Annotated in this window: 27 protein-coding genes and 1 tRNA gene; 13 read left to right on the plus strand and 15 right to left on the minus strand. The window is 64.0% G+C overall.

The window, feature by feature from the left end; translation table 11 throughout:
* The first annotated feature begins 192 nt into the window (after nt 1-192).
* The 7 genes from GL279_RS05880 to GL279_RS05910 all read left to right on the plus strand — a co-directional run bounded on the left by GL279_RS05880 (nt 193) and on the right by GL279_RS05910 (nt 5,399).
* Nucleotides 193-1,218: a hypothetical protein gene (locus GL279_RS05880; RefSeq protein ID WP_155063691.1), complete on the plus strand. Its 1,026-nt coding sequence runs from the start codon at nt 193-195 to the stop codon at nt 1,216-1,218.
* A complete protein-coding gene (locus GL279_RS05885) occupies nt 1,218-1,568 on the plus strand; it encodes a hypothetical protein (RefSeq protein WP_155063692.1) in 351 nt (116 codons plus the stop codon). Before GL279_RS05880 ends, GL279_RS05885 begins: the two co-directional genes overlap by 1 nt.
* Complete coding sequence (locus tag GL279_RS05890; RefSeq protein WP_155063693.1) at nt 1,565-3,820, plus strand: SGNH/GDSL hydrolase family protein; 2,256 nt, start codon at nt 1,565-1,567, stop codon at nt 3,818-3,820. Before GL279_RS05885 ends, GL279_RS05890 begins: the two co-directional genes overlap by 4 nt.
* A gap of 10 nt (nt 3,821-3,830) precedes the next feature.
* On the plus strand, nt 3,831-4,127 hold the full coding sequence (locus tag GL279_RS05895) for a hypothetical protein (RefSeq protein WP_155063694.1): 297 nt from the start codon (nt 3,831-3,833) through the stop codon (nt 4,125-4,127).
* Nucleotides 4,127-4,786 (plus strand): lysozyme, encoded by a 660-nt coding sequence (locus GL279_RS05900; protein WP_211371264.1) that lies wholly within the window; start codon nt 4,127-4,129, stop codon nt 4,784-4,786. The genes GL279_RS05895 and GL279_RS05900 overlap by 1 nt, the downstream gene beginning before the upstream one ends.
* Before the next feature lie 25 nt (nt 4,787-4,811).
* Nucleotides 4,812-5,048, plus strand: a complete 237-nt coding sequence (locus tag GL279_RS05905; RefSeq protein WP_155063696.1) for an Acb2/Tad1 domain-containing protein — start codon at nt 4,812-4,814, stop codon at nt 5,046-5,048.
* Between the two features lie 144 nt (nt 5,049-5,192).
* Entirely contained in the window at nt 5,193-5,399 is a 207-nt protein-coding gene (locus tag GL279_RS05910; RefSeq protein WP_155063697.1) for a hypothetical protein, read from the plus strand.
* A 22-nt stretch (nt 5,400-5,421) separates the two neighbouring features.
* Here the strand turns inward: GL279_RS05910 and GL279_RS05915 are convergent, their stop codons facing one another.
* The 7 genes from GL279_RS05915 to lipB all read right to left on the minus strand — a co-directional run bounded on the left by GL279_RS05915 (nt 5,422) and on the right by lipB (nt 10,763).
* Nucleotides 5,422-5,814: a hypothetical protein gene (locus tag GL279_RS05915; RefSeq protein WP_155063698.1), complete on the minus strand. Its 393-nt coding sequence runs from the start codon at nt 5,812-5,814 to the stop codon at nt 5,422-5,424.
* Nucleotides 5,815-5,920: 106 nt separating this feature from the next.
* A complete protein-coding gene (locus GL279_RS05920) occupies nt 5,921-6,154 on the minus strand; it encodes a hypothetical protein (RefSeq protein ID WP_155063699.1) in 234 nt (77 codons plus the stop codon).
* A gap of 166 nt (nt 6,155-6,320) precedes the next feature.
* Complete coding sequence (locus GL279_RS05925; protein WP_155063700.1) at nt 6,321-6,755, minus strand: hypothetical protein; 435 nt, start codon at nt 6,753-6,755, stop codon at nt 6,321-6,323.
* A gap of 401 nt (nt 6,756-7,156) precedes the next feature.
* Nucleotides 7,157-7,645: a DUF2244 domain-containing protein gene (locus GL279_RS05930; RefSeq protein WP_155063701.1), complete on the minus strand. Its 489-nt coding sequence runs from the start codon at nt 7,643-7,645 to the stop codon at nt 7,157-7,159.
* A 5-nt stretch (nt 7,646-7,650) separates the two neighbouring features.
* Complete coding sequence (locus tag GL279_RS05935; protein WP_155063702.1) at nt 7,651-9,327, minus strand: cytochrome c oxidase subunit I; 1,677 nt, start codon at nt 9,325-9,327, stop codon at nt 7,651-7,653.
* Nucleotides 9,328-9,474: 147 nt separating this feature from the next.
* Nucleotides 9,475-9,939, minus strand: coding sequence for a c-type cytochrome (locus tag GL279_RS05940; RefSeq protein ID WP_155063703.1), 465 nt, complete (start codon nt 9,937-9,939; stop codon nt 9,475-9,477).
* 167 nt (nt 9,940-10,106) lie between these two features.
* Nucleotides 10,107-10,763, minus strand: coding sequence for a lipoyl(octanoyl) transferase LipB (gene lipB, locus GL279_RS05945; RefSeq protein ID WP_155063704.1), 657 nt, complete (start codon nt 10,761-10,763; stop codon nt 10,107-10,109).
* A gap of 210 nt (nt 10,764-10,973) precedes the next feature.
* Between lipB and metH the strand changes: the two genes are divergently transcribed.
* Nucleotides 10,974-14,708: a methionine synthase gene (gene metH / locus GL279_RS05950; protein WP_155063705.1), complete on the plus strand. Its 3,735-nt coding sequence runs from the start codon at nt 10,974-10,976 to the stop codon at nt 14,706-14,708.
* 76 nt (nt 14,709-14,784) lie between these two features.
* Nucleotides 14,785-14,871, plus strand: a tRNA-Leu gene (locus GL279_RS05955).
* A 137-nt stretch (nt 14,872-15,008) separates the two neighbouring features.
* Here the strand turns inward: GL279_RS05955 and GL279_RS05960 are convergent.
* Entirely contained in the window at nt 15,009-15,509 is a 501-nt protein-coding gene (locus GL279_RS05960) for a hypothetical protein (protein WP_343039720.1), read from the minus strand.
* A gap of 344 nt (nt 15,510-15,853) precedes the next feature.
* Here GL279_RS05960 and recA point away from each other — a divergent pair, with 344 nt between their 5' ends.
* The 4 genes from recA (at nt 15,854) to GL279_RS05980 (ending at nt 20,979) form a co-directional block, all read left to right on the plus strand.
* Nucleotides 15,854-16,924 (plus strand): recombinase RecA, encoded by a 1,071-nt coding sequence (gene recA, locus GL279_RS05965; protein WP_155063707.1) that lies wholly within the window; start codon nt 15,854-15,856, stop codon nt 16,922-16,924.
* A gap of 248 nt (nt 16,925-17,172) precedes the next feature.
* Nucleotides 17,173-19,830 carry an alanine--tRNA ligase gene (alaS, locus tag GL279_RS05970; protein ID WP_155063708.1) on the plus strand — a complete coding sequence of 886 codons (2,658 nt, stop codon included), beginning with the start codon at nt 17,173-17,175 and terminating at the stop codon, nt 19,828-19,830.
* Complete coding sequence (locus GL279_RS05975) at nt 19,827-20,117, plus strand: DUF1330 domain-containing protein (protein ID WP_155063709.1); 291 nt, start codon at nt 19,827-19,829, stop codon at nt 20,115-20,117. The genes alaS and GL279_RS05975 overlap by 4 nt, the downstream gene beginning before the upstream one ends.
* Nucleotides 20,118-20,184: 67 nt before the next feature.
* On the plus strand, nt 20,185-20,979 hold the full coding sequence (locus tag GL279_RS05980; RefSeq protein WP_155063710.1) for a class II glutamine amidotransferase: 795 nt from the start codon (nt 20,185-20,187) through the stop codon (nt 20,977-20,979).
* 89 nt (nt 20,980-21,068) lie between these two features.
* On the opposite strand, the gene ureG is transcribed toward GL279_RS05980, so the two are convergent.
* The 7 genes from ureG to GL279_RS06015 all read right to left on the minus strand — a co-directional run bounded on the left by ureG (nt 21,069) and on the right by GL279_RS06015 (nt 26,074).
* Complete coding sequence (gene ureG / locus GL279_RS05985; RefSeq protein WP_155063711.1) at nt 21,069-21,692, minus strand: urease accessory protein UreG; 624 nt, start codon at nt 21,690-21,692, stop codon at nt 21,069-21,071.
* Complete coding sequence (locus tag GL279_RS05990; protein WP_155063712.1) at nt 21,689-22,312, minus strand: urease accessory protein UreF; 624 nt, start codon at nt 22,310-22,312, stop codon at nt 21,689-21,691. The genes ureG and GL279_RS05990 overlap by 4 nt, the downstream gene beginning before the upstream one ends.
* 6 nt (nt 22,313-22,318) lie before the next feature.
* Nucleotides 22,319-22,801 carry an urease accessory protein UreE gene (locus GL279_RS05995; protein ID WP_155063713.1) on the minus strand — a complete coding sequence of 161 codons (483 nt, stop codon included), beginning with the start codon at nt 22,799-22,801 and terminating at the stop codon, nt 22,319-22,321.
* A 34-nt stretch (nt 22,802-22,835) separates the two neighbouring features.
* Nucleotides 22,836-23,054: a hypothetical protein gene (locus GL279_RS06000; protein WP_155063714.1), complete on the minus strand. Its 219-nt coding sequence runs from the start codon at nt 23,052-23,054 to the stop codon at nt 22,836-22,838.
* Nucleotides 23,055-23,159: 105 nt separating this feature from the next.
* Nucleotides 23,160-24,860 (minus strand): urease subunit alpha, encoded by a 1,701-nt coding sequence (gene ureC, locus GL279_RS06005; RefSeq protein ID WP_155063715.1) that lies wholly within the window; start codon nt 24,858-24,860, stop codon nt 23,160-23,162.
* Nucleotides 24,861-25,259, minus strand: a complete 399-nt coding sequence (locus tag GL279_RS06010) for a carboxymuconolactone decarboxylase family protein (protein WP_155063716.1) — start codon at nt 25,257-25,259, stop codon at nt 24,861-24,863.
* Nucleotides 25,259-26,074: a cyclase family protein gene (locus GL279_RS06015; protein ID WP_155063717.1), complete on the minus strand. Its 816-nt coding sequence runs from the start codon at nt 26,072-26,074 to the stop codon at nt 25,259-25,261. The genes GL279_RS06010 and GL279_RS06015 overlap by 1 nt, the downstream gene beginning before the upstream one ends.
* Nucleotides 26,075-26,108: the final 34 nt, after the last annotated feature.

The raw sequence follows: 26,108 nt of genomic DNA on the forward strand, positions 1-26,108 counted from the left end.
TCCGATAATCATCGAAGGCACAATGGACCCAACCCCCGGTCGGTGGGGTCCCTTTTGGACGCCGATCACCCCAGAAGCGGGGTCCTTATTGCAAGCCGTTCAACACCCTAAGCGGCCCCGGAGCGATTCTTCCATCCAGAACAAACGAGAACGTGGCCCCGCTTCGGCGGGGCTTTTTGCATTGGAGCGCCAATGGCAACCATCCTGAACCTGAACCAAAACCGAGCGGTGGACGTGAACGGCATCGCTGCGCCCGGCGCGCTGGCCTATTTCTACCGATCCGGCACGAACACGGCGAAGATCGTCTATTCCGATCCCGCCTGCACCACGCCGCACCCAACGCCGCTTGCTGCTGACGGCGCGGGGGTGTTCCCGCCGATCTACACCCTCGGAGATGGCGATATTCGCGTGCGCATCACGACTGCCGCAGGCGCCGTTCTGGCAGGCTACCCCATCGACCCGGTGCAGCTTGTCTCGACCGATAATGTTGGCGCCGCTGGCGTCTCGTTCCGCCCGACAGAGGCGGTCCCGGAAAAGACGGTCCAGAAGGCGATTGAGAGGGTGCAGGCGAATATCCTTGCCCCTCTGGCCGACTTTGGCCTTGGCGTCACCGGCAATGCCACCTTGCTCAGCAATATCGACAACATCGAAATCGCATCCGGTGTCTATCGCTACAACGGCGATAGCTACGGCACATTCCCGACGGGGCTGGTGCCGGACGCCGGCGGCCTGATCCAGTTTTGGCGCGTCTCAGCCAATGCGGCCTTGATGACGCTCTCAGCTGTTGGAAGTCGTAGGCAGCACGTCCGGGTTTTGGCCGGCGGGGAGTGGGGCGCGTGGGCTTGGCTCATGCAGTCCAGTGACACCGCGACTGATGCGATCTGGGCTGCAGGAACATCCGAGACGCCGGCCGTCCTCTCGCCGAAATCGCTCAAGGCCGCCAAGGGCGCCGATGATCGCGTCTGGTCGGTCGTCACTGCCGACCGGGCGCGGAACATCAACTACCAGAATGCCACCGGCCGCACGATTCAGGTCATCATCCAGATGGGGGTGAACGTCTCTGGCGATATCCTGTGCGGAGCATCATCCACGACCATGGCGACGATTTGCAGCGTCGGTGATTGGGACGGGTGGCCGGTCACGTTCGATGTTCCCCCCGGTCATTATTACAGGATCACCTCGACGGCCGCGCCCGTCCGCTGGTCGGAGTTCCGCTGATGCAGGATGTTGTTTCCGTTCCCCCGCTGACCCTCTGGCCCACCCAGGAGACGCGTCAGTCATGGCGCTACCTGGAGGCTGAAACCCCGGTCGATTTCACCCAGACCGTCGATGGGGCTGCCTATTCCGCCGAGCTGCTGATCCTGCGCAAGAAGGTGGTCGAATACCGGGTGCCGCTGGCGCTGGACGGCGACGGATACCTGACCGCCACCATCCCCGCGCAAGTCGGGCAGGACATGCGGTCCTGCAGGCGCATCGACGCTGCATACCAGATCACCATTACCGCGCCGCTGCCCGACCTCAATGTCGTCTGGCAAGGGCCCGTCATTGTTCAGGAGATTGCAGCATGAGCTACATCAACAGGACCATCGTCGTGCAGTCCGACAGCCGGTATCTGACCCAGCGCGTCACTGCGATGATCGCTGGCTACGATCAGGCGATGGCGACCATCGGCGGCATTCAGCAGGCGGCGGATCGCGCCAATGCTGCGGCAGACCGGGCAGAGGATATCGCCGAATCTGTATCTGGGATGGTCCTCAGCTATGCCGACATGCAGGCGCTGCGGGACAGCACGAATGCGTTGATCGCGGGCACGACCGTGAGCGTGCGGACCAACGGGGCGTGGAAGGTGGCGCCGGCCGCCGCCACGGATACCCACTTCTCGCGGCTCGACGGGGTGAGGTTCTATGAGGCTGGCCCGATCTTCACGACTCGCGCGCGGATGGCGCAGGCGGTGGCGCGTGGCGATCTGGCCGAGGGCGACATTCGCATGGTGCGTCGGATGCGGTATCAGGTGGACCCCACCGGCCCGGACGGCTTGCTGGCGCTGGATATGGACTGGCGCGGCGGCATGGACCGCTGGGTAGCGCGCATGAAGGCCGGCGGCGCGGTCACAGCCGCCGCGTTCGGCGACAGCCTGATCGACGGCAATGGCTCGACCGGCTGGACCCCGAACCCGACCAATGGTGACGGGACGGCAGTCGGGTCGACGGCGCATGAGCCGCCGAACGCATGGCCGGCGGTGCTGCAAACTACCCTGCGGGCGATGCACGCGAACAGCGGGATCACGATCTGGAACGCAGGATATGGCGGCAAGACGGTCATCGACGGCTGGGCGCGCAACAACCTGCGGCGCGCGATCATCGACAACCCGGCTTATGGCACGCCGAACCTGCTGCTTATCGGATTCGGGGTCAACGACGTGGTGCATCCCAGCTTCACGGTCGAGGGCTATTACACCCAGTTCAGATACATCCTGAGCCAGTGCGATTATTGGGGGATCGTCCCGGTTATCCTGACCCCGGATCCGGTGGCGGCTCTGAACTTCGGCCGGCAGGCTGGCAACGCCACGACCGTCACCGAGGTGCTGCGTCGGCTGGCCGGCGAGTTCGGTGTTGATGCGATCGAGGTTCACGACGCCATGACCGAGGTGATGGACGCCATTGGCGGCAACTCCCGCTGGCGCATGGCGCAGCCAGACGGCACCCATGGCGGCGACAGCTGGCATAGCGTCAAAGCGGGCTATATCGCAGCCCGGCTCAACCCGAACACGCTCTGGTTGGGAGACGACGCAGTGGCTAACGTCGCCAGTTGGTCGCGCCACGCCAACACCCACCGCCTGACCTATGACCTGACGGCGGCAGAGGGTGCATCCCCGATCAACAATGCGGTCGGCGCCTCGATGAACGTGCAGGCCGGCACCTATGCGGTGAGCCAGCGCCTGATCGATATGTGGGTGTGGTCGGTGCATGACGCGCGGCGGATCTTCTGGAACAGCGTGGACGGAGATGGCTTCTACAGCCCCCGCGCCTTGGCCGACGCTCCCCGGCTGACGAATTACAGCTATCTGACCCGTGTCGCATCGAACATCCCAAGCCCCACAGCGGGACAGGCTCAGGGTGCGGCTGGGCGGCGGGCGGCGGAAACGCCGGCTTTTGTCGGCACGCTCTATCCCGGCCTGTCCCGCATCTCGTTCCTCGCACCGGCGGACAACAACACTTCGGCCGTATTCCTCGGCTATTTCAGCTTCTGCGAGCGGGCCACCTTCGCCAATTTCGCCCAAGCGATTCCGGCCAGCGGTGCGGGACTGGTGGTTTACGACAGCGACCAATACGGCGCGTCGCCGCTGATCGGCGGCTATGGCATGGGGCGATCGCTCGACATGGTTTTTGAGGCGTCGCTGCCGCCCGGATCCGGCGTCATGCTGCTGGCCGAGCGCATCTTCGGCGGGTCAAGCTACATCACCGACAATGGCCGGCGCGGGCTGGCTCTGTTCCGCTCCGGCGCCAATACCGCAGTGCTCTACCACATGACGTTCAGTGCCGGCGGCGCGGCGGTAGTGGGGGCGGCTCTGGCGACCGCCTCGCTAACATGGGGCGCCACGAACCAGTTCCGGGCGCGGTTCCAGATGAGCGCGGCGGGCGAGCAGCAGGTCCTGATCTTCTCGGGATGGGACAGCAACACGCCGCTCCTGTCGGTCAATGTGGCGCGCGGATCCGAGATGCTGCCCTTGGGCGGGCGCCCGGGGCCGATCTTTAAGCAGTTCGACATCGCCGGTGGCGGGGCCGGCGTGTTCCGCGTCCTTGACATGAGCCAGTCGTGAGGGCCGCAGCATGAGTGATCCGAGCCCCTTTCGCAGCATGGATTTCTGGATCGCGGTCGGCGTGGCGCTGATCGTCAAGGTCAAGACCAGCGCCAGCCTCGGCCCGGCCAAGGTAATCACCACTATCGCGGTCGCCGTCGGCGCGGCGTGGATAGGAACCGACTATGTGGCCGAGGTCATCGGCGTGCCGCAGCCCGTGGCGGCCGCAATCGTGACGCTGACGGCCGAGGGCGTGATGCGCTGGCTGCTGATCGCGTCAGAGGATCCGAGGCAGGCGCTGGATCTGTGGAAATACTGGAGGAAATGATGGCCATCGCAAAAGAGACGCTGGAGCACGTCAAGCGCTGGGAGGGGCTGCGCCTTGAAGCATATCCCGATCCCGGCAGTAAGGACGGCAACCCGTGGACCATCGGCTACGGCCACACCTCGGACGCGTTCATGAAGGTCTACAAGGGCCAGAAGATCACCCAGGATCAGGCCGAGGCGGCGCTGGAATACGACCTTGGCGAGGCGGAAGCTATCGTCATGCGGCTGGTCAAGGTGCCGCTGTCGGACGGCCAGCGCGGTGCGCTCACCAGCTTCGTGTTCAACGTGGGTCAGGGCAATTTCTCGAAATCGACCCTGCTCAAGCGGCTAAACGCGGGCGATTATGACGCTGTGCCGGGCCAATTGGCGAAATGGGTAAAGAACGACGGCAAGACCATGCAGGGGCTGGTCAACCGCCGGGCGGCCGAGGCCGGCCTGTGGGCAAAGGGCAGCTTCGTCGCATCTCGGACAGTCGACGCGGCCGCGCCGTCGCCGTTGACCAAGCTGGCAACGCCCGAAGGGCTGACCGCCGCCGGCGGTCTGCTGGCGGGCCTGACCGGGACGCTGCAAGGCTCGGGGCCGGTTTCCTATGCGCTGGCCGCGCTGGTGCTGATGGCTGGAGCCTATGTGCTGGTCCGGCTGCTCAAGCGGGCGCGCTAATTTTCATCAACCAAGGAGAAATACCATGCAAACTAAAGGTGAATTCCGCGTCGGCATCAGCTTCAACCCCAGCGCGTCTGGCCTGGTGAACGACATCAAGCGCAAGGCTGCCGACCTGATCGACCTGATCGACAGCATCTCCAGCGATCGCGACAGTGAGCGCGGTAATGAGGCTGGACGCCTCAAAGCATTGGCCCAAACCGCAGTCGAAGAAGCGGCTATGTGGGCTGTGAAGGCGGCCACAAAGCCAGAGCGCGAATGATCTCCCGCATCCAAGCATGGCTCGCCGCCCTCGGCGTCGCCCTCGCGGCCATCCTCGGGGCATGGCTCCGGGGCCGGTCGGCAGGCAAGGCCGACGCTCAGGCGCGGCAGGACAAGGCATATCGCGAAACGCGGGGGAAGATCGATGCGGTGGAAGATCCTGGCAAGCTGTCTGATGCTGATGTGCGTGAACGCCTGCGCAAACACGCAGGCCTCTGACGCGGCGATCTGCGACGGGACGCGCACGAGCCGGCAGGCGCTGGCCGCCGCGCTGGTCGAGGACGGCGGGCCGCAGAGCCAGCGCGCCGGGCTGCTGGTGCTGGATAAGATGCGGGCAGGGTGTCTGAATTAACCGCCGCCCCAAACACCAGCCATCAGTCCGACCAAATCAGATCAACCTCAACGCCCTCTTCGTCCAATATCGCAGCGGCGGTATGGGCTGCAATCTGAAATGGCCCGAGAAACCCTCCTGCCGCTTTGCCACGCCCTGGCCAGTGCGGCCACTCAGCACGCAGCGCCTCTATAGTGCGCGGGATGCGAATAGCAGCCTCACCACTTTCGAGGCGCTGCACGAGCTCGTCGGTTATGGATTCTATGTCGTCATGCACGTCCTGAATGGCGCGCAGGGCATCAGCCGGGCAAGGCCGGGTGCCACTCATAATGTGCTGCGCCATCCTCAGGCCGCTCCAGCCGCCGATTTCGGCCAGGTCGTTGGCAGTCAGCCCGAGAGCGCGGATCAAGCACGAAGCGAAAGCATCGGTTGGCATATCGGATTGTATCCTAATCTTGAAGCAACAGCCCGACAGTATTTTTGAGCTTCCGCTGGGCTGTGGCTTCCTCATGGTCCGTGAAGTAATCTCCGGCCTTTATGCGTTACAACCCCGCGAGCTGGCGCCACCGCTCCTGAGCCGCTTCCCGGCTGTCGAACTCATCTATCACCATATAAACAGGCGCCTCGAACTTGATCTGGCCGCCGACATCCCCCGGCGCGTAGGCAGGGGACCACGGGGCTGCAATGCCGTATTTCCCGCCAGGAATGGCGATGATAATCTTGCGGCCAGCGTCGCTAAACTCCGGATTTTTGGGGAAAAAGTTGATGTTTTGCATCTGTCTGTCTCCTTGAGAGGCGCGGCCCATGCCGTCTGCCTGTGAGATGACACTAAGTTCGCTTCGCGAACTACGCAAGCGAAAAATGCGGATAGGCGAGAAATAATCGCCGGCAGCTTAACACGTCCCGCCGCTCATGTTCGCAGATCAGCGATCTGATGACACGTCAGCCCCGATGGCGGGCGCGGTGCTGGGAGAGGGCAGCCACAGTATCGACGTGCCCGCAGTCGCAGAACATTACTTCTCGGTAAGTTTGGTAGACGCGGCAGTCCCCGTCATGCGCGCCACCATCGCGATCCTCCAGCACCGCCGCCAGTTCATCCCCGTGCCGGCGCTCGTCGGTTAGGGCGGCCCGCAGCCTCTCGCTTTCCTCGACCTCTGCCGCCAGTGAGGCCGTGAGGCGTTCAACGTTGACGCGGAGGCGGGCGATTTCGTCGAAACTGCTGCCCTCGAAATATCCGGCGGTGGATGCAAGGTCCGCGCTCTCCGGCATGGCGCAGAAGGCATCCACCAGCTTGTGCTGGTATTCGCGCGCCTCGTCCTCGCTCTCGAAAGCGTAGACGATCAGGCGCACCGACCAATAGCGGTCCTCGTCACTCATCGCGCGTCCTCCGGGGGCTGAATTGGCTGCCACTTCAAGGCGTCTTCCGGCCAGATCTCTACTTCCTTGGGGTCTGTCGCGTATTCATTCAGGATGCGCCAACATCCCGTATTGTCTGGTCCACCCTGCGCCCATTGTGCAGGCCAAGGAAGCGCGGTTGCTTTATCCCAAATTAGCACGGGGGGACCGTAAAATTCCCCCGCAGGGTTCTTCGGCGCGGTGCTTATCGGTTGCCAGTCGCTCATGCTGTCGTTCCTCCGTGGATGGCGTTTCCCACTCTCATGATTCGTTCATGATATGTCCGTGGGACAAAAACCGCCTTGTGCGTTGATAAACGTTGCTTTCTGGCTGATTTGTAATCAGAAGGTCGCGGGTTCGATTCCTGCAACCGGCACCATCCCTTATCGCAGTCGCCGCAGCCTTTCGGCCAGTTCGTCATGCAGCGCGACGCGTTCCTCGGGCGCGAGGAAGGCGCCCAGTTCGATCTCGCGCTGGCCATCGGTCAGGGTCAGGTAGTCCTCGACCGGGCCATCGGCGTGCAGGGCAAGGCGCAGCCAATAGGGATTGGCCTGCCAGACCCGGTCGGGGCGGCCGGGATCGCTGCGGCGCAGGTGCAGAGAACGGGCGTCCATGACCAGCTCTTCGCGCGGGGCGGCATAGCTGCGCCGTATCGCCACCCAAAGCGCCCAGATCGCCAGCAGCGCAAAGGGCAGCAACCCCCAAAGCTCGGTCGTTCCCAAGAGCGCCAGCAGCGGCAGCGCAAGCCCGGTCGCGGTCAGGCCGATCACCCAGACAAAGCCGCGCGCCGGCAACGAGCGGTGCGGCCAGATCTCCAGACGGAAAACGGCCCCGGATTGCTCCGGGGCCGTGTCATGCCAGCGATAGGGCATCGCGATCAATGGGCGTGGCTGTGGTCCCAGTCCTCGCGCTTGGGCAGCGTCTCGAACGTGTGTTCGGGCGGCGGCGAGGGCAGGGTCCATTCCAGCGTGTCGGCGTGCTCGTTCCAGTAGTTCGGCACGTTCACGCGCTTGCCGGCAAACAGCGTGTAAAACACGATGCCGAGGAAGAACAGGAACGAGGCGAACGAGATATAGGCGCCGATCGAGCTGATGTTGTTCCAGTAGGCGAATTCCACCGGATAGTCGATGTAGCGGCGCGGCATGCCCTGACGACCCAGGAAGTGCTGCGGGAAGAAGATCAGGTTCGAGCCGATGAACATCATGAAGAAGTGCAGCTTGCCGGCCCATTCCGGGTATTGCCGGCCCGACATCTTGCCGATCCAGAAATAGACGCCGGCAAAGATCGCATAGACCGCGCCCAGCGACATCACATAGTGGAAGTGGGCCACGACGTAATAGGTGTCATGATAGACCCGGTCCAGCGGCGCTTGGCTCAGCACCACGCCGGTGACGCCGCCGACGGTGAACAGGAACAGGAAGCCAAAGGCCCAGAGCATCGGCGTCTTGAACTCGATCGAGCCGCCCCACATGGTCGCGATCCACGAGAACACCTTGATGCCCGTGGGCACGGCGATGGTCATGGTCGCCAGCATGAAATAGGCCTGCTGGGTCAGCGACAGGCCCGCCGTATACATGTGGTGCGCCCAGACGACAAAGCCCAGCACGCCGATGGCCGCCATGGCCAGAACCATCGGCAGATAGCCGAAGATCGGCTTCTTGGCGAAGGTCGAGATGACATGGCTGATGATGCCAAAGCCCGGCAGGATGATGATATAGACCTCGGGGTGGCCAAAGAACCACAGGATGTGCTGATAGAGCACCGGGTCGCCGCCGCCGGCCGGGTCAAAGAAATGCGTGCCGAAGTTGCGATCCATCAGCAGCATGGTGATGGCGCCCGCCAGAACCGGCAGCGACAGCAGGATCAGCCATGCGGTGATGAAGACCGACCATGCAAACAGCGGCACCTTGAACAGCGTCATGCCCGGCGCGCGCATGTTCAGGAAGGTGGTGATGATGTTGATGGCGCCAAGGATCGAGCTTGCCCCCGAGACGTGGACGGCAAAGATCGCCAGATCCATCGAATAGCCGCTTTCGGAGGTCGAGAGCGGCGGATAGAGCACCCAGCCCACGCCCGAACCCGGCTGGTCCGAGCCGCCCGGCGCCAGAAGCGAGGCGATGCCCAAGGCCACGCCGCAGACATACATCCAGTAGCTGAGGTTGTTCAGCCGCGGGAAGGCCATGTCCGGTGCACCGATGTGCAGCGGCATGAAATAGTTGCCGAAACCGCCGAACAGCGCCGGGATGACGACAAAGAACATCATCAGCACGCCGTGATAAGTGATCATCACGTTCCACAGATGCCCGTTCGGGGTGCATTCCCGGCTGGCGTCAGCGATGAAGCGCGCGCCTTCGAGGCACATGTATTGCACGCCCGGATGCTGCAGCTCCATCCGCATGTAGACGGTGAACATCACCGAGATCAGGCCGACGACACCTGCGGTAAACAGGTAGAGGATCCCGATATCCTTGTGGTTGGTTGACATGAACCAGCGGGTAAAGAACCCGCGGGTGTCATGATGGTCGCCGTGGCCGTGGGCGGCTGCGTCTGCCATGCTGAACTCCCTAAACATGCGGCTGACCGGCCCTGGGGCCGGCTGACTCGGATCAAGTAGTAGAACACAAACTCGCGACCGGCAATCACACCAAGGGCGTGGGGGCGCCCTCCATGCGCCCCGTTGCCGGTTCGCGACAGGATGCGTCTAGTTCGAGGCCGGGGCAGCGGCGGGGGCGTCGGCCGCCGGGGCCGCGCCGCCCTCGGCCGAGTGCTGCGCCAGGAAGGCCGCGACATCGGCCTGGTTCTTGGCCAGCTTGAAGGTCATCTTGGTTTTCAGCGACGCGTCGCCGACCTTCTCATCGACATATTTGTTCGGGTCGGTGATGTAGCTGGCCAGATCCTCTTGGGTCCAGACCTCGCCGGCTTCGCCCAGCTTGAGCAAGGCGTCGGAATATTTGAAGCCCTCTTCGCTGCCGGCCTTGCGGCCGATCACGCCATAGAGGTTGGGCCCGGTCTTGCCGCCCTTGACCACCGCCGTGCCGTCCGGCGCCTCGATGGTGTGGCAGGCCTTGCATTTCTTGAATTCCTTTTCGCCGTTGGCGGCGTCCTGCGCCATGGCCTGCGAGGCAAGCGCAACAGTGGCGAGCGAGAAGATAATGCTGATCTTCATGGCTTTTCCTTTGGGGCATTTTCCATTGACGGGCGGGACCTTCCCCGCCTTCCGGCGCCAAGGCGTAGCATGGCCCACGCCCGCCGTGATACCGGCAAAAGGTCGCATAGGGACGAAGACAGTTTATGGTTTTTGCGCATAATCGCCAGTTCTGGCGAGGGGCGTATTCAGCCCGCAAGCGGCGGGAAACGCCCCGGAAAGGTCTGGCGCAGGGCCAGATCCAGATCGGTCATGCCGACCGGCAGCCCCATGTCGACAAGGCTGGTAACGCCATGGCCCTGAATGCCGCAGGGCACGATGCCGGCGTAATGCGTCAGATCGGGTTCGACATTGATCGAGATGCCGTGGAAGCTGACCCATTTGCGCAGCTTGACGCCGATGGCGGCGATCTTGTCCTCGCGCATCGATCCGTCGGACAGCGGTGCCTTGTCGGGGCGCGCGATCCAGACGCCGACGCGGCCTTCGCGGATTTCGCCCTTCAGGTTGAACTCGGCCAGCGCGTCGATGACCCAGTTTTCCAGCGACTGGACGAAGGCGCGCACGTCGCGGCCGCGGCGGTTCAGGTCCAGCATGACATAGATCACGCGCTGGCCGGGGCCGTGATAGGTATATTGGCCGCCGCGCCCGGTTTCGTGAACGGGGAAGCGGGCCGAAAGCAGATCCTGCGCCTTGGCCGAGGTGCCTGCGGTGTAAAGCGGCGGGTGCTCGACCAGCCAGATCAGCTCGTCCGCAGTGCCTGCGGCGATGGCGGCGGCGCGCGCCTCCATGAAGGCCGTGGCCTTGGCATAGTCGGTCAGGTCGGGGGCGGTGATCCATTCGGTCATGAAAGGGGAAGTATTCCCGTGCGGCAGGGCTCGCAAGGGGCGGCGTTGCGATGGGGGCGCAGCGCGGTGGGGGCGCTGCCCCCACACCCCCGGGGGTATTTGGGAAATGGCGAAAGATGAATCCGCTGCAAGATCATTCTGCGGATGTTGAATTTCACTAATTGAAGAATTGCCCTTATATAGGCGTTTCACCAAAGCCCGGATGCTGTCATGACCCTGCCGAAATCGCCCGTCTTCGAAGCCCTGAATGCCGCTGCGCGCGAGCGGATCCTGATCCTGGATGGGGCGATGGGCACGCAGATTCAGGGGCTGGGGCTGACCGAGCCGGATTTTCTGGGGCAGGGCTCGGGCGTGCCGCTGGCTTTTGCGACCAGCCATCCGCAGCAGGGCAACAATGACCTGCTGATTCTGACCCAGCCCGAGGCGATCGAGAATATCCACTACCGCTATGCAAAGGCCGGCGCCGATATCGTCGAGACCAACACCTTCAGTTCCACGACCATTGCGCAGGCCGATTACGGCATGGAGGCGGCGGTCTATGAATTGAACCGGCAGGGCGCGCAACTGGTGCGCCGGGCGCTGGACCGCGCCACCGCCGAGGACGGGCGGCCGCGCTGGGTCGCGGGGGCGCTTGGGCCGACGAACCGCACGGCCTCGATCAGCCCGGATGTTAACAATCCGGGCTATCGCGCCGTGACCTTCGACGATCTGCGCCTGGCTTATGCCGAGCAGATCCGTGGGCTGATTGATGGCGGCGCGGATCTGATCCTGATCGAGACGATCTTTGACACGCTGAACGCCAAGGCCGCGATCTTTGCCTGCGAGGAGGTGTTTGCCGAAACCGGGCTGCGGCTGCCGGTGATGATCTCGGGCACGATCACCGACCTTTCGGGGCGCACGCTCTCGGGGCAGACGCCTACCGCCTTCTGGCATTCGGTGAGCCATGCCCAGCCGGTCACCATCGGCCTGAACTGCGCCCTTGGGGCCGAAGCGATGCGTCCGCATCTGGCCGAGCTGTCGAGCGTCGCCGATACGCTGATCTGCGCCTATCCCAATGCCGGCCTGCCCAACGAGATGGGCCAATATGACGAATCGCCCGAGGATATGGCGGCGCAGGTCGCCGAGTTCGCGCGCGAGGGGCTGGTCAATGTGGTCGGCGGCTGCTGCGGCTCGACGCCCGAGCATATCGCGGCCATTGCGCGCGCCGTCGAAGGCATCGCCCCGCGCGAGATCCCCGAGATCGAGCCGCGCCTGCGCCTGTCGGGGCTGGAGCCCTTCGTCAAGACCGACGACATCCCCTTCATCAACGTGGGCGAGCGCACGAACGTCACCGGCTCTGCCAAGTTCCGCAAGCTGATCACCCATGGCGATTACGCGACCGCGCTGGATATCGCCCGCGATCAGGTTGAGAACGGCGCCCAGATCATCGATGTGAATATGGATGAGGGGCTGATCGACAGCAAACAGGCGATGATCGATTACCTGAACCTGATCGCGGCGGAACCCGATATTGCCCGCGTGCCGGTGATGATCGACAGCTCGAAATGGGAGGTGATCGAGGCCGGGCTGAAATGCGTGCAGGGCAAGGCGGTTGTGAACTCGATCTCTCTGAAAGAGGGCGAGGAGGCCTTTATCCATCACGCCGATCTGTGCCGCCGCTATGGTGCCGCCGTCGTCGTCATGGCCTTTGACGAGACCGGGCAGGCCGATACCGAAAACCGCAAGGTCGAGATCTGCGCGCGCGCCTATGACATTCTGGTCAACCGCGTCGGTTTCCCGCCCGAGGATATCATCTTTGACCCGAACATCTTTGCCGTGGCGACCGGCATCGAGGAACACGACAATTACGGCCTTGATTTCATCAACGCCACGCGCCGCATCGTGCAGACGCTGCCGCATGTGCATGTCTCGGGCGGGGTGTCGAACCTGAGCTTCAGCTTCCGCGGCAATGAACCGGTGCGGGAGGCGATGCATGCCGTGTTCCTGTATCATGCCATTCAGGCGGGCATGGACATGGGCATCGTCAATGCCGGTCAGCTGGCGGTCTATGACCAGATCGAGCCCGCGCTGCGCGAGGCCTGCGAGGATGTGGTGCTGAACCGCAAGCCCGCCAATGGCGGCACCGCAACCGAGAACATGCTGGAGATCGCCGAGCGGTTCCGGGGCGAGGGTGGCGCCAAGGGCCGCGAAAAGGATCTGACCTGGCGCACCTGGCCGGTGAACCAGCGGCTGTCGCATGCGCTGGTCAATGGCATCACCGAATATATCGAGGAAGACACCGAAGAGGCGCGGCTTGCCGCTGCCCGTCCGCTGCATGTCATCGAAGGCCCGCTGATGGACGGGATGAATGTGGTGGGCGACCTGTTCGGCTCGGGCAAGATGTTCCTGCCGCAGGTGGTGAAATCGGCCCGCGTGATGAAGCAGGCCGTGGCGCATCTGCTGCCCTATATGGAGGCCGAGAAGGCCGGCGGTGGATCCAGCGCGGGCAAGGTCTTGATGGCGACCGTCAAGGGCGACGTGCATGACATCGGCAAGAACATCGTCGGCGTCGTTCTGGCCTGCAACAATTATGAGATCATCGATCTGGGCGTGATGGTGCCCGCGACCAAGATCCTTGAGGTAGCCAAGGCCGAGAAGGTCGATATCATCGGCCTGTCGGGCCTGATCACGCCGTCGCTGGACGAAATGGTCCATGTCGCCTCTGAAATGGAGCGGGAAGGTTTCGACATTCCCCTGCTGATCGGCGGGGCGACGACCAGCCGCGTGCATACCGCCGTCAAGATCCATCCGAAATATGCCAAGGGGCAGGCAGTCTATGTCACCGATGCCAGCCGCGCCGTGGGCGTGGTGGGGAACCTGCTGTCGGGGCAAAAGACGGCCTACGTCGACAATGTGCGCGCCGAATATCTGGACGTGGCCAACAAGCACGCCCGGGCCGAGGCCGACAAGAAGCGCCTGCCCTTGGCCAGCGCGCGCGACAATGCCGTGAAGATCGGCTGGACGGGCTTCGAGGCGAAGGTGCCGGAATTCCTGGGCGCCCGCGTGATCGACGACTTCGATCTGGCCGAGATCGCGCGCTATATCGACTGGACGCCTTTCTTCCAGACTTGGGAGTTGAAGGGTGTCTATCCGCGCATCCTTGAGGATGAAAAACAGGGGGAGGTGGCGCGCCAACTGTTTGCGGATGCGCAGGCCATGCTGAAGCGCATCATTGATGAGCAATGGTTCAAGCCGCGCGCCGTGATCGGCTTCTGGCCCGCGAACCGGGTTGGCGACGACATCCGCCTTTTCACGGCCGAGGATCGCGAGCATGAACTGGCGACGCTGCATACACTGCGCCAGCAGGTTGCAAAGCGGGATGGCCGCCCGAATGTGGCGCTGGCCGATTTCGTCGCGCCCGAGGGGCATCGCGATTATGTCGGCGGTTTCGTGGTGACGACCGGGGCCGAGGAACAGGGCATCGCCGACCGCTACAAGGCCGCGCACGACGATTTCTCGGCCATTCTGGTGCAGGCCCTGGCCGACCGCTTTGCCGAAGCCCTGGCCGAGATGATGCATGAGCGTGTGCGCAAGCAATACTGGGGTTATTCGACCGAAACCTTTGCCCCCGAGGAACTGATCGCCGAGCCCTACTCCGGCATCCGTCCCGCGCCCGGCTATCCGGCGCAACCGGACCATACCGAAAAGACCACGCTTTTCCGCCTGCTGGACGCCACTGCCGCCACCGGAGTCGAGCTGACCGAGTCGATGGCGATGTGGCCGGGCGCCACGGTCTCGGGGCTCTATATCGGTCATCCCGAGGCCTACTATTTCGGGGTCGCCAAGGTCGAGCACGATCAGGTTCTGGACTATGCCGCGCGCAAGGGAATGACGCTGAGCGAGGCCGAACGCTGGCTGGCCCCGGTTCTGAACTACATCCCGCAGGGCGCTGTCGCGGCCGAGTGAAAAAGGCGTCGGGCGGATGAAAATCACTCTTTTCATCCGCCCGGCAACCGTCTAGAAGGCCCGAGCCTACAGACGTGCGGTCGTGGCGGAATTGGTAGACGCGCAGCGTTGAGGTCGCTGTTCCTTAACCGGAGTGGAAGTTCGAGTCTTCTCGACCGCACCAGTAGCCTTCCGGCTTGGCCCGGACGCTGCAATCAGGCAAATCCCTGCATCATCGGATGGACTTGGCGGCATTGCTGCCGCGTGCTGATCTATGGTTTTCGCACGACGGTGGGGCGGGTGGCCCGCCCCGTGGCCGGCTCAGCCCTTGCCGGGACCGAGCGTTTCGTAAAGCGCGATATCGGGCGCCATGATCTGGCGCAGCGCGGCCTCTTGCTGGTCATCCAGCGAGACATCGACCGCCGGCGGCACGTTCACGCGCGGCAGGCTGATCGCGCAATCCAGACGGTCCTCGAGGAAATGGGTGAAATCCTCGATTTCCTCATAGCGGAAGATGCGGTCGATTTGATCCGCGCCATGGGTCAGGAAATCGGACTGGCGGCCGATGACCCGGAAATCCTTGCCTTGGGGATCGGCATAGCTGCGGGCGAAATTCGAAAAGCTGACGCCGGTCATGGCATGGTCGGGGTCGTCGATATCGTCGCGCAGGCGAAAGCGATACCAGCTGCGCAGCCAGCCCAGCGGCTCGCGCATCAGGGCGACGGTGGTGAAGTGATCGCCGGTCGCCGCATGCAGCCATGGCGCGATATGGGCGCGATAGCCCTGCAGGTCGGTATGCTTCAGCGGTGCGGGACGTTGCACGGCGACATTGGCCAGGGGTTCCAGAGCTGCCTCGACCGCAGTCGATCCGGCCTTCGGGGTTGCAAGGAAAACCAGTCTTTTATCCCAAAAAATCAACAATTTAAAGGCGTTCCCATTTAAAGTACCATTCGTTGAGGGGATAAACCCCGGCTCGGACGCTGTAAACCTATTCTTAACCATAGCCTGTCAAGCTGGGCAGGCGTCGGTCGCGGGCCGCGCATCGTCGATGGAAGGGGTTCTTGCAATTTGCTTCGATTGCAACCAGATTGGAACAACCCGTGAACATTCGGCGGGTGGGCAGAGTTGCCCCGGCAGTCGGGGTGTGAAATAAGCATGAGGACGGCATGGCAGGGGCGACACTTTTCGACATGAACGACAAGAAATCGGCTGACAAGCAGAAGGCCCTCGACAGCGCGCTGGCCCAGATCGAACGCCAGTTCGGCAAGGGCTCGATCATGAAGCTGGGCAAGGACAGCCCGGTGGCCGAGATCGAGGCGACCTCGACCGGCTCGCTGGGGCTGGATATCGCGCTGGGCATCGGCGGCCTGCCCAAGGGGCGCATTATCGAGATCTTTGGGCCCGAAAGCTCGGGCAAGACCACGCTGACGCTGCATGTCGTGGCCGAAGAGCAGAAAAAGGGCGGGGTCTGCGCCTTTGTCGACGCGGAACATGCGCTGGACCCGCAATATGCCAAGAAGCTGGGCGTCAATCTGGACGAGCTGCTGATCAGCCAGCCCGACACCGGCGAGCAGGCGCTGGAGATTGTCGATACGCTGGTGCGTTCGGGCGCGGTCAGTCTGGTCGTGGTCGACTCGGTCGCGGCGCTGACGCCGAAATCCGAGATTGAGGGCGACATGGGCGATATGCAGATGGGCAGTCAGGCCCGTCTGATGAGCCAGGCCATGCGCAAGCTGACCGCCAGTATCGGGCGCAGCAATTGCATGGTGATTTTTATCAACCAGATCCGCATGAAGATCGGCGTGATGTTCGGCAGCCCGGAAACCACGACCGGCGGCAATGCGCTGAAGTTCTATGCCTCGGTGCGTCTGGACATTCGGCGCACCGGCTCGATCAAGGACCGCGACGAGGTGGTCGGCAACTCGACCCGGGTCAAGGTGGTCAAGAACAAGGTCGCGCCGCCCTTCCGGCAGGTCGAGTTCGACATCATGTATGGCGAGGGCATTTCCAAGGTCGGCGAGTTGATAGATCTTGGCATCAAGGCCGGCGTCGTCGACAAGTCGGGCAGCTGGTATTCCTACGGCGATGAGCGCATCGGCCAGGGCCGCGAGAACGCCAAGCAGTATTTGCGCGACAATCCCGAGGTGGCCTATGCCATCGAGGACAAGATCCGGGCCAGCCACGGTCTGGATTTCGGTGCCACGGATGACGGCGACGATGCGCTGACCGAGGATTGATCGCGCAAGGCGTGATCTCGGTCGCGCATGGGCGTGATATTCCGGCGCGGGGCCATGGTCCCGCGCCTTTTTCATTGGGGGCTTTGCCCCGCCCGGCCTTGCGGCCGGACTCCCCAGGATATTTCTTCACGAAAGAAGGCCTGGCCGGGCCAAGCCTGCCGGGATTGCTGGACAGCCGCCGTCGCCGGGGCTAGACCGGGCGGCAAACCGGCCTGGCCGGTAGGACCGCTTTGCGATGAAGGCCCGACATGCCCAGCTTGAACGATATCCGCTCGACTTTCCTGAACTTCTTTGAACGCAATGGCCATCGCGTGGTCGACTCCAGCCCGCTGGTGCCCAGAAACGACCCCACCCTGATGTTCACCAACTCGGGCATGGTGCAGTTCAAGAACCTGTTCACCGGGGTCGAGACGCGCGATTACAACCGCGCCACCACCGCGCAGAAATGCGTGCGGGCGGGGGGCAAGCACAACGACCTGGACAATGTCGGCTATACTGCGCGGCATCACACCTTCTTTGAGATGCTGGGCAATTTCAGCTTTGGCGATTACTTCAAGAATGAGGCGATCCCGTTCGCCTGGGAATTGCTGACCAAGGATTTCGGTATTCCGAAAGACAAGCTGCTGGTCACGGTTTACCACACCGATGACGAGGCCGCGAATATCTGGAAAAAGGTCGCAGGCCTGACGGATGACCGCATCATCCGCATCCCCACCAGCGACAACTTCTGGCAGATGGGCCCCACCGGGCCCTGTGGTCCCTGCACCGAGATTTTCTTCGATCACGGCGATCACATCTGGGGTGGCCCGCCCGGCTCGGCCGACGAAGACGGTGATCGCTTTATCGAGATCTGGAACCTCGTTTTCATGCAGAACGAGCAGTTCGAGGATGGCTCGATGCGCGCCCTCGACATGCAGTCGATCGACACCGGCATGGGGCTGGAACGGATTGGCGCGCTGCTGCAGGGCAAGCATGACAACTACGACACCGACCTGATGCGGTCGCTGATCGAGGCCTCGGCCCATGCGACCAGCGCCGATCCCGATGGCCCGGGCAAGGTGCATCACCGCGTCATCGCCGACCACCTGCGCTCGACCAGTTTCCTGATTGCCGATGGCGTGATGCCGTCGAACGAGGGTCGCGGCTATGTGCTGCGCCGGATCATGCGCCGCGCCATGCGCCACGCCCACATGTTGGGCGCAAAAGACCCGGTCATGTTCAAGCTGGTCCCGGCGTTGGTGCGCCAGATGGGCGCGGCCTATCCGGAACTCGGCCGCGCGCAGGCGCTGATCGAGGAAACGCTGAAGCTGGAGGAAACCCGCTTCAAGCAGACGCTGGATCGCGGTCTGCGCCTTCTGGACGACGAGCTGTCGCACCTGCCCGAAGGCGCCAACCTGCCCGGCGAGGCGGCGTTCAAGCTTTACGACACCTATGGCTTCCCGCTGGACCTGACGCAGGATGCGTTGCGCGAAAAGGGCCGGGCGGTCGATACGGCGGGCTTTGACAGCGCCATGGCCGAACAAAAGGCCAAGGCGCGCGCGGCCTGGGCCGGTTCGGGCGAGACCAAGGATGCCGCGATCTGGTTCGATATCGCCGAACAGCATGGCGCGACCGAATTTCTGGGCTATGACACCGAAATCAGCGAAGGCCAGATCCTGACGCTGGTGCAGGACGGTGCTGCCGTTGAACAGGCGGCCGAGGGCCAGCAGGTTCAGATCGTGGTCAACCAGACGCCGTTCTATGGTGAATCCGGTGGTCAGGTCGGCGATACCGGCCTGATCAAGACGGAAACCGGTGCTGCCCGCGTGACTGACACGAAAAAGGCCAATGGCGTCTTCATCCATGTGGCCGAGGTCACTTTGGGCACGATCAGCCGGGGGCAGGGCGCGCAGCTGTCGGTTGATCACGACCGCCGCAGTGCCATCCGCGCCAACCACTCGGCCACGCACCTGCTGCATGAGGCGCTGCGCCGCGCGCTTGGCGATCACGTCGCCCAGCGGGGCAGCCTGAACGCGCCCGACCGTCTGCGTTTCGACTTCAGCCACGGCAAGGCGCTGTCGGCCGAGGAAATCGCGCAGGTCGAGGCCGAGGTGAATGATTTCATTCGTCAGAATACCGCAGTTGATACCCGCATCATGACGCCCGACGACGCCCGCGCCCTTGGCGCACAGGCGCTGTTTGGCGAGAAATACGGCGATGAGGTTCGCGTCGTTTCGATGGGGACGCTGCCCGGCTCGGGCAAGGGCAATGAGGGCGAGACCTATTCGCTGGAACTGTGTGGCGGCACCCATGTCGGTCGCACCGGCGATATCGGCATGTTCGCCCTGACCGCCGAGACGGCCTCGGCCGCCGGCATCCGCCGGATCGAGGCGCTGACCGGTCAGGCCGCGATGCAGGCTCTGCGCCGCACTGATGCCGAATTGTCGGAAATCGCGGGCATCCTGAAGGCGCAATCGGGCGATGTGGTCAACAAGGTCCGTGCGCTGGCCGAGGAACGCAAGGCGCTGGCCAATGAGGTCGCGCAGCTGAAACGCCAGTTGGCCATGGGTGGCGGCGCGGATGATGCGTCCAAGGAAATCAATGGCATCAAGCTGATCGCGCGCAAGGTCGATGGCGTTTCGGGCAAGGAGCTGGGGCCGCTGGTCGATGAGATGAAGGCGAAACTTGGCTCGGGCGCCGTGGTCGTGCTGGCCGAGGCCGATGGCAAGGCGACTGTCGCCGCCGGTGTCACGGCGGATCTGACCGCGCGGGTTAGCGCGGTGGAGCTGGTGCAGGCCGCGACGGCAGCCCTTGGCGGCAAAGGCGGCGGTGGCCGTCCCGACCGCGCGCAGGGCGGGGCGCCCAGCCTTGATGCTGCCGACAGCGCCATTGCCGCCGTCGAGACCCTGATCGGAGAGAAAGCATGACCGCGCTCTGGATTGCCCATGTCAACGTGACCGACCCCGAGGCCTATGGCAAATATGCCAAGCTGGCGGGGCCGGCCATCGCGGCGCATGGCGGCGTGTTTCTGGCGCGCGGCGCGCGCTATGTGCAGCTGGAAGGCAATGATCGCGCCCGCAATGTCGTGGCGCGTTTCCCCAGCCTTGAGGATGCCGTGGCCTGCTACCGCTCGGCCGAGTATCAGGCGGCGCTGGAACATGCCAAAAATGCAGCAGAGCGCGACCTCGTGATCGTGGAAGAGACCCCGGCCTGAGACTTTGGGGTGATTTTTTAAGCTTTCCGTGCTAGCCGTAGGAAAACGCAGGGAAAGGGACAGCGCAATGTGCCGTTGGGCAGCCTATGTCGGCATGCCGATCTATCTTGAGGATGTCATCTGCCGTCCGGGCCATTCGCTCGTGCGGCAAAGCCATGGCGCCACGCGCTGCATGACGCCGGTCAATGCCGATGGCTTTGGGCTGGCGTGGTATGGTGATCGCGACGAGCCGGGGCTTTATCGCGACATCATGCCGGCCTGGTCGGACAGCAATCTCAAGAGCCTGACGGCGACGCTGAAATCGCATCTGTTTCTGGCCCATGTCCGCGCCTCGACCGGCACCGCGACCAGCCGCAACAATTGCCATCCCTTTGTCGTCGGCCGCTGGAGTTTCATGCACAATGGCCAGTTCGGCGGTTATGACAGCTATCGCCGTCATGCCGATGCGCTGATCCCCGACGAATTCTATGCCCATCGCAAAGGCGCGACCGACAGCGAGGCGCTGTTCCTGATGGCTCTGGGCGAGGGGCTGGAGACCGACCCCGCCGGCGCCATGGCCCGCGCCACCGCCAAGTTCGAGGCGCTGGCGCGCGAACGCGGCACCACGCCCTTTGTCCGGCTGACGGCGGCATTTTCGGATGGGCAGCGGCTTTATGCCCTGCGCTATGCCAGCGACGATATGGCGCCGACGCTGTATCACCGCTGGTCTGATACTCGCGGCGGCCGCGCCGTGGTGTCCGAGCCGCTGGAAAGCGACGAAAGCGACTGGCAGGAAGTGCCGACGCAAAGTTTCTGTATCTTCGATGGCGATACCGTCGTGATCCAGCCGTTCCAGCCGGGGCAATTGCGCGAGGCCGCCTGATCCGGGTATCGCGGCCCGGTCACGGGCAGGCCGACACGCTGGTGCAATCGAAAAGTCGGCGGGCACTCACGCCCGCCCGAAGGGCCGCGTCAGGCGGGTGCGGCCAGCGCCAGCCCGCCCTCGCGCACCAGAAAATCCACGACCGCCGCGACGCCCTTGCCGTGTCGCAGCTCGGCCATGACAAAGGGCAGCGCGCCGCGCGCCGCGCGGGCATCGCTTTCCAGCAGCGCCAGATCGACGCCGACATACGGGGCCAGATCGGTCTTGTTCACCACCAGGAGGTCCGAGCGCGCCAGCCCTGGGCCGCGTTTGCGCGGGATGTCCTGCCCGGCGGCGGTGTCGATGACATAGATGGTCAGATCGGCCAGCTCGGGCGAAAAAGTCGCCGCCAGATTGTCGCCGCCCGATTCGATCAGGATCAGCTCCAGATCCGGGATCGCGGCGCGCAGATCGGCCACGGCGGCCAGATTGATGCTGGCATCCTCGCGGATTGCGGTATGCGGGCAGCCGCCGGTCTCGACGCCGCGGATGCGTTCCACGGGCAGGACCTGGGCGCGCATCAGCGCCTCGGCGTCCTCGCGGGTATAGATGTCATTGGTGATCACCGCCATCGACAGGCGCGGCGCCAGCGCGCGGGCCAGTTGCTCGGTCAGCGTGGTCTTGCCGGCGCCGACGGGACCGCCGATGCCGACGCGCAGGGGGCCGTTCATCATGTTCGAAAGATCCTCACATCCAGGGTTTCGTGCCGCATCGCCGCCAGATCCGCGCCAAGGCAAGAGACGGCCAGATCCTCGACGCCGGCTTCGGCGGCACGTTCGGCGGTCTCGGCGATGCCGCCGTGCAGGCCCGCCAGCAGGCCCTGCGCCTCGGCCTGACCCAGCGGCAGAAAGCGCGTCGCGGCCGAAACCAGATTGCCGGCAAAGCCATGCAGGTAATGGGCGATGATCTCGGGCGCGGGCAGATCCAGCCGCCGCGCGGCCATGCCCACCGCCACCGGCAGCGGCAGGGCCGGCACCGGATTGCCCAGGGCCGAGACCGTGGCGGCAAAGGCGCGGCCCTGATCCAGCGTCTCGGTCAGGCGTTCGGCCGAGCCGGCCAGCGCCCGTGCCAGATCCGCCATCTCGGAGGCGTCCGCACCGCGCAGGGTCAGCGCCAGCAGCACCGCATCGCTCCAGCCGCCGCCATGTTCCAGCACCGCCGCGATCCATGCCGCGACCGCCGTGCCGTTGCGGGCGCCATCGACCATCGCCTGTTCCAGCCCATGCGAATAGGCAAAACTGCCGGTCGGAAAGGCCGGCGACAACCATTGGATCAGGGTCAGGCGATCATGCATGGCCGGTCAATGCGCGTGAATACCGGGGCCATGGTCATGACCCAGCGTGCGGCCATGGCCATAGGCGCCGCCCTCGGGGGCAAAGGCGGCCATGGTTTGCGTCACCTTGGCGCCCAGACCGCGCAACATGCCTTCCAGCACATGGTCGGCGCGGATCAGCAGGTGATCGGCCGCGATCTGACAGGGGGTGTGGCGGTTGCCGATATGCCATGCAAGGCGCGGCAGCGTGCCCTCGACCCGCAGGCAGGGTTCCAGCGCCGCCTCGACGCCGATGCGCCGGCCGTCTTGCAGCACGAAGGCATCGCCGGGATCAAGGCTGACGGTTTCAGGTAGATCGACCAGAAAGGACAGGCCCGAGCGCGCCACCAGTCGTTTGCGGCGCAGGAAGCGGCCCTCATAGTCCAGCACCACGGCGTCGGTCGCGGGCGTGGCGCGCAGGATGGCAGTCGCGCGCAAAGGCGCGCTGTGCAAGAGCAGGGGATCGCTCATGGCCGACCCCCTGCGAAAGTGCCTTGGTGCCGGATCAGACCCAGACCATGTCGCGAAAGACGTAATGCACGATGCGGTCGCGGCTGATGCCCATCTTGGCCAGCTCTTCGTCCGATTTCGCCTCGAGCGCGGCAATCTCGGCCCGGCGCGAGCGCGTTTCGATGTAGCTGTTCAGCCCTTGGCCCAGTTTGGCAAAGAAGGCGTCGTAGGCCGCCGGCAGCCAGGGCGAATAGGCGTTGGTTTGGATAGCCATTGGAAACCCTTTCGGTTTTGGCGAACGGTTTCCTCCCATGGCTGGCAATATAAGTCATCTTTGCTGTCATAACTACTTCCGAAACTGCAATGCTGCGTTGCGGCATCAGAACAGGAAATACCGCTGGGCGAGCGGCAGTTCGGTGGCGGGTTCGCAGGTCAGCAGCTCACCATCCGCGCGCACTTCATAGGTTTCCGGGTCCACCTCGATATGAGGCGTGGTCGCGTTCAGCCGCATGTCGGCCTTGCCGATACCGCGCGTGCCCTTGATCGGAACCGCCGCTTTCAGCATCGCCTCACCCACGCCCGCCTCCAGCCCGGCTTGGCTTACGAAGGTCACGGAACTCGCCTGCATCGCGCGGCCCATCGCGCCCCACATCGGGCGCATATACATCGGCTGCACGGGGATCGAGCCGTTCGGATCGCCCATCTGCGCCCAAGAAATCATACCGCCGACCAGCACCATCTCGGGCTTGGCGCCGAACATTGCCGGATCCCAGATCACCAGATCGGCGCGCTTGCCCGGCTCGATCGAGCCGATCTCATGCGCGATGCCATGGGCGATGGCGGGGTTGATCGTGTATTTCGCGACGTAGCGGCGGGCGCGGATGTTGTCGTTCTGGCCGGTTTCATCCGCCAGCCGCCCGCGCTGCACCTTCATCTTGTGCGCGGTCTGCCATGTGCGCGTCACCACCTCGCCGACACGGCCCATGGCCTGACTGTCCGAGGAAATCACCGAAAACGCGCCCATGTCATGCAGGATGTCCTCGGCCGCGATGGTTTCGCGCCGGATGCGCGATTCGGCAAAGGCCACATCTTCGGGGACGCGGTTGTCGAGGTGATGGCAGACCATCAGCATGTCCAGATGCTCTTCCAGCGTATTGCCGGTAAAGGGCCGCGTCGGGTTGGTGGAACTGGGGATGACATTGCTTGCCCCCACCAGCTTGATGATGTCGGGGGCGTGGCCGCCGCCCGCGCCCTCGGTATGAAAGGCGTGGATGGTGCGGCCCTTGATCGCGGCCAACGTATTCTCGACAAAGCCGGATTCGTTCAGCGTATCGGTGTGGATCGTCACCTGAACATCCATCGCATCGGCGACCGACAGGCAGCAGTCGATGGCGGCGGGGGTGGTGCCCCAATCCTCGTGCAGCTTCAGGACAGAGGCCCCGGCGCGGACCATTTCCTCCAGCGCCTCGGGACGCGAGGCGTTGCCCTTGGCCGAGATCAGCATGTTCACCGGCACCGAATCCATCGCCGCGATCATGCGCCCAATATGCCATGGCCCGGGGGTGCAGGTGGTTGCCAGCGTGCCATGCGCGGGGCCGGTGCCGCCGCCCAGCATGGTGGTGATGCCGGAGGAAATCGCATCCTCGACCTGCTGGGGACAGATGAAATGGATATGCGCGTCCATGCCGCCCGCCGTGACGATGCGGCCTTCGCCGGCGATGATCTCGGTCCCCGGCCCGATGATCAGCGTGACACCCGGTTGGGTGTCGGGGTTGCCGGCCTTGCCGATCCCGGCGATGCGCCCGTCGCGCAGCCCGATATCGGCCTTGTAGATGCCGGAATGGTCGAGGATCAGCGCATTGGTGATCACCGTGTCCATGGCGCCCCCGGCGCGCGTGACCTGGCTTTGGCCCATGCCGTCGCGGATGACCTTCCCGCCACCGAATTTCACCTCTTCGCCATAGATGGTCAGGTCGCGCTCGACCTCGATGATGATCTCGGTATCGCCCAGCCGGACGCGGTCCCCGGTGGTGGGACCATACATCTGGGCATATTCGGGGCGGGAAATGGTCAGGGCCATTCAGTCCTCCTTGAAGCGGGGGTCGGTGGGCACCTGCAAGGCGGTCGCAAGCGCATTGGTCTGGCTGGCCATGCCGATCACGGCCAGCAATTCGGCATGTTGTTCGGGGCTCATGCCCCTGGCGCGGGCCGCCGCAGTATGTGAATGCACGCAATAGGAACAGCCATTCACGGTCGACACCGCGACATAGATCAGCTCCTTGACCAGCGGATCCAGCGCGCCGGGGGCCATGACCTGACTCAGCCGGTCCCATGTCGCGCGCAGCAGTGCCGGATCATGCGCCAGCGCGCGCCAGAAGTTGTTGACGAAATCCGTCTTTCGCGCGGCGCGGATCTCGTCAAAGATGGCCCGGCTTTCCGCCGGGGCATCCTCATCTGACAAAAGCGGAACCGTCGCCATCAGACCAGCGCCAGAATACGCGCCGGGCCGCCGGTGCCGCGCGCATGTTTCGGCGCGCCGACAAAGATCGTGGCGCCTTTGGCGGGCAGCTGATCGACATTGGCAAGGTTCTCGATGCCGTAATGGCCGCTGGGCAGCCACGATTTATGCACCGCGAAATCGGCGGAATTGCCGGGGTCCAGCGACAACGTGTCGCTGGCGATGGCCGCGACCTCCATCTGGGCCAGCAGATCGGTGGCCGATTTGCCAAAGCCAGGGAAGGCGAACTTGCCATCCGGCGTGTTGCGGAACTCGGGCGAGCCCACCTTGGCGCCCCAGCCGGAGTTCATCGCAACGCATGCCCCCTTGGGGATGTCGCCATTCTGCTTGATCCACGCCTCGACATCTTCGGCCTCAAGCGCCGCATTGGCGTCGTCACGCGCCTTGGCGGTGATGTCGATCACGCAAAGCGGGCAAACCAGCGTCTCGGGCGCCAGCTCTGCGACCGAGGTGCCGTCTTTCGAGAAATGCAGCGGCGCGTCGATATGCGTGCCGGAGTGTTCGTAAAACGTGATCTTCCACAGCTGATAGCCGGCCTTGTCAAAGTTCACCGCCTCTTCATAGGCAATGCCCGGGACGCCGTCGAAGGTGGGGAAGGCCTCGTCAAAGACATAGGTCAGGTCGATCACCTTGCCGCTGGCTTCGGCCATGGCGGGGCGGGCGCTGATGGCGCTGGCTGCAATGGCGGCGGCGCCGGTGGCGGCGGCCCCCATGAACAGCTTGCGCCGGCTCATCATCGTTTCCTTGACGCTTTCGATCACACAGGCATTGCACATGATTCTTGCTCCGATTGCTGCCGGCGGCTGCCGG

The sequence above is a fragment of the Paracoccus limosus genome (assembly GCF_009711185.1).
Taxonomy (GTDB): Bacteria; Pseudomonadota; Alphaproteobacteria; order Rhodobacterales; family Rhodobacteraceae; genus Paracoccus; species Paracoccus limosus.

What these genes read in the sequence shown, in the direction of transcription:
- GL279_RS05995 (WP_155063713.1), bottom strand. Translation starts at nt 22,801, where the DNA reads ATGAGCGATCCCCTGCTCTTGCACAGCGCGCCTTTGCGCGCGACTGCC.
- GL279_RS05910 (WP_155063697.1), top strand. Translation starts at nt 5,193, where the DNA reads ATGCGGTGGAAGATCCTGGCAAGCTGTCTGATGCTGATGTGCGTGAAC.
- GL279_RS05895 (WP_155063694.1), top strand. Translation starts at nt 3,831, where the DNA reads ATGAGTGATCCGAGCCCCTTTCGCAGCATGGATTTCTGGATCGCGGTC.
- metH (WP_155063705.1), top strand. Translation starts at nt 10,974, where the DNA reads ATGACCCTGCCGAAATCGCCCGTCTTCGAAGCCCTGAATGCCGCTGCG.
- GL279_RS05980 (WP_155063710.1), top strand. Translation starts at nt 20,185, where the DNA reads ATGTGCCGTTGGGCAGCCTATGTCGGCATGCCGATCTATCTTGAGGAT.
- GL279_RS05880 (WP_155063691.1), top strand. Translation starts at nt 193, where the DNA reads ATGGCAACCATCCTGAACCTGAACCAAAACCGAGCGGTGGACGTGAAC.
- GL279_RS05935 (WP_155063702.1), bottom strand. Translation starts at nt 9,327, where the DNA reads ATGGCAGACGCAGCCGCCCACGGCCACGGCGACCATCATGACACCCGC.
- recA (WP_155063707.1), top strand. Translation starts at nt 15,854, where the DNA reads ATGGCAGGGGCGACACTTTTCGACATGAACGACAAGAAATCGGCTGAC.
- GL279_RS05900 (WP_211371264.1), top strand. Translation starts at nt 4,127, where the DNA reads ATGGCCATCGCAAAAGAGACGCTGGAGCACGTCAAGCGCTGGGAGGGG.
- ureG (WP_155063711.1), bottom strand. Translation starts at nt 21,692, where the DNA reads ATGATGAACGGCCCCCTGCGCGTCGGCATCGGCGGTCCCGTCGGCGCC.
- GL279_RS05940 (WP_155063703.1), bottom strand. Translation starts at nt 9,939, where the DNA reads ATGAAGATCAGCATTATCTTCTCGCTCGCCACTGTTGCGCTTGCCTCG.
- GL279_RS05930 (WP_155063701.1), bottom strand. Translation starts at nt 7,645, where the DNA reads ATGCCCTATCGCTGGCATGACACGGCCCCGGAGCAATCCGGGGCCGTT.
- GL279_RS06015 (WP_155063717.1), bottom strand. Translation starts at nt 26,074, where the DNA reads ATGTGCAATGCCTGTGTGATCGAAAGCGTCAAGGAAACGATGATGAGC.
- GL279_RS05885 (WP_155063692.1), top strand. Translation starts at nt 1,218, where the DNA reads ATGCAGGATGTTGTTTCCGTTCCCCCGCTGACCCTCTGGCCCACCCAG.
- GL279_RS06010 (WP_155063716.1), bottom strand. Translation starts at nt 25,259, where the DNA reads ATGGCGACGGTTCCGCTTTTGTCAGATGAGGATGCCCCGGCGGAAAGC.
- GL279_RS05975 (WP_155063709.1), top strand. Translation starts at nt 19,827, where the DNA reads ATGACCGCGCTCTGGATTGCCCATGTCAACGTGACCGACCCCGAGGCC.
- lipB (WP_155063704.1), bottom strand. Translation starts at nt 10,763, where the DNA reads ATGACCGAATGGATCACCGCCCCCGACCTGACCGACTATGCCAAGGCC.
- GL279_RS05890 (WP_155063693.1), top strand. Translation starts at nt 1,565, where the DNA reads ATGAGCTACATCAACAGGACCATCGTCGTGCAGTCCGACAGCCGGTAT.
- ureC (WP_155063715.1), bottom strand. Translation starts at nt 24,860, where the DNA reads ATGGCCCTGACCATTTCCCGCCCCGAATATGCCCAGATGTATGGTCCC.
- alaS (WP_155063708.1), top strand. Translation starts at nt 17,173, where the DNA reads ATGCCCAGCTTGAACGATATCCGCTCGACTTTCCTGAACTTCTTTGAA.
- GL279_RS05990 (WP_155063712.1), bottom strand. Translation starts at nt 22,312, where the DNA reads ATGCATGATCGCCTGACCCTGATCCAATGGTTGTCGCCGGCCTTTCCG.
- GL279_RS05915 (WP_155063698.1), bottom strand. Translation starts at nt 5,814, where the DNA reads ATGCCAACCGATGCTTTCGCTTCGTGCTTGATCCGCGCTCTCGGGCTG.
- GL279_RS05905 (WP_155063696.1), top strand. Translation starts at nt 4,812, where the DNA reads ATGCAAACTAAAGGTGAATTCCGCGTCGGCATCAGCTTCAACCCCAGC.
- GL279_RS06000 (WP_155063714.1), bottom strand. Translation starts at nt 23,054, where the DNA reads ATGGCTATCCAAACCAACGCCTATTCGCCCTGGCTGCCGGCGGCCTAC.
- GL279_RS05920 (WP_155063699.1), bottom strand. Translation starts at nt 6,154, where the DNA reads ATGCAAAACATCAACTTTTTCCCCAAAAATCCGGAGTTTAGCGACGCT.
- GL279_RS05925 (WP_155063700.1), bottom strand. Translation starts at nt 6,755, where the DNA reads ATGAGTGACGAGGACCGCTATTGGTCGGTGCGCCTGATCGTCTACGCT.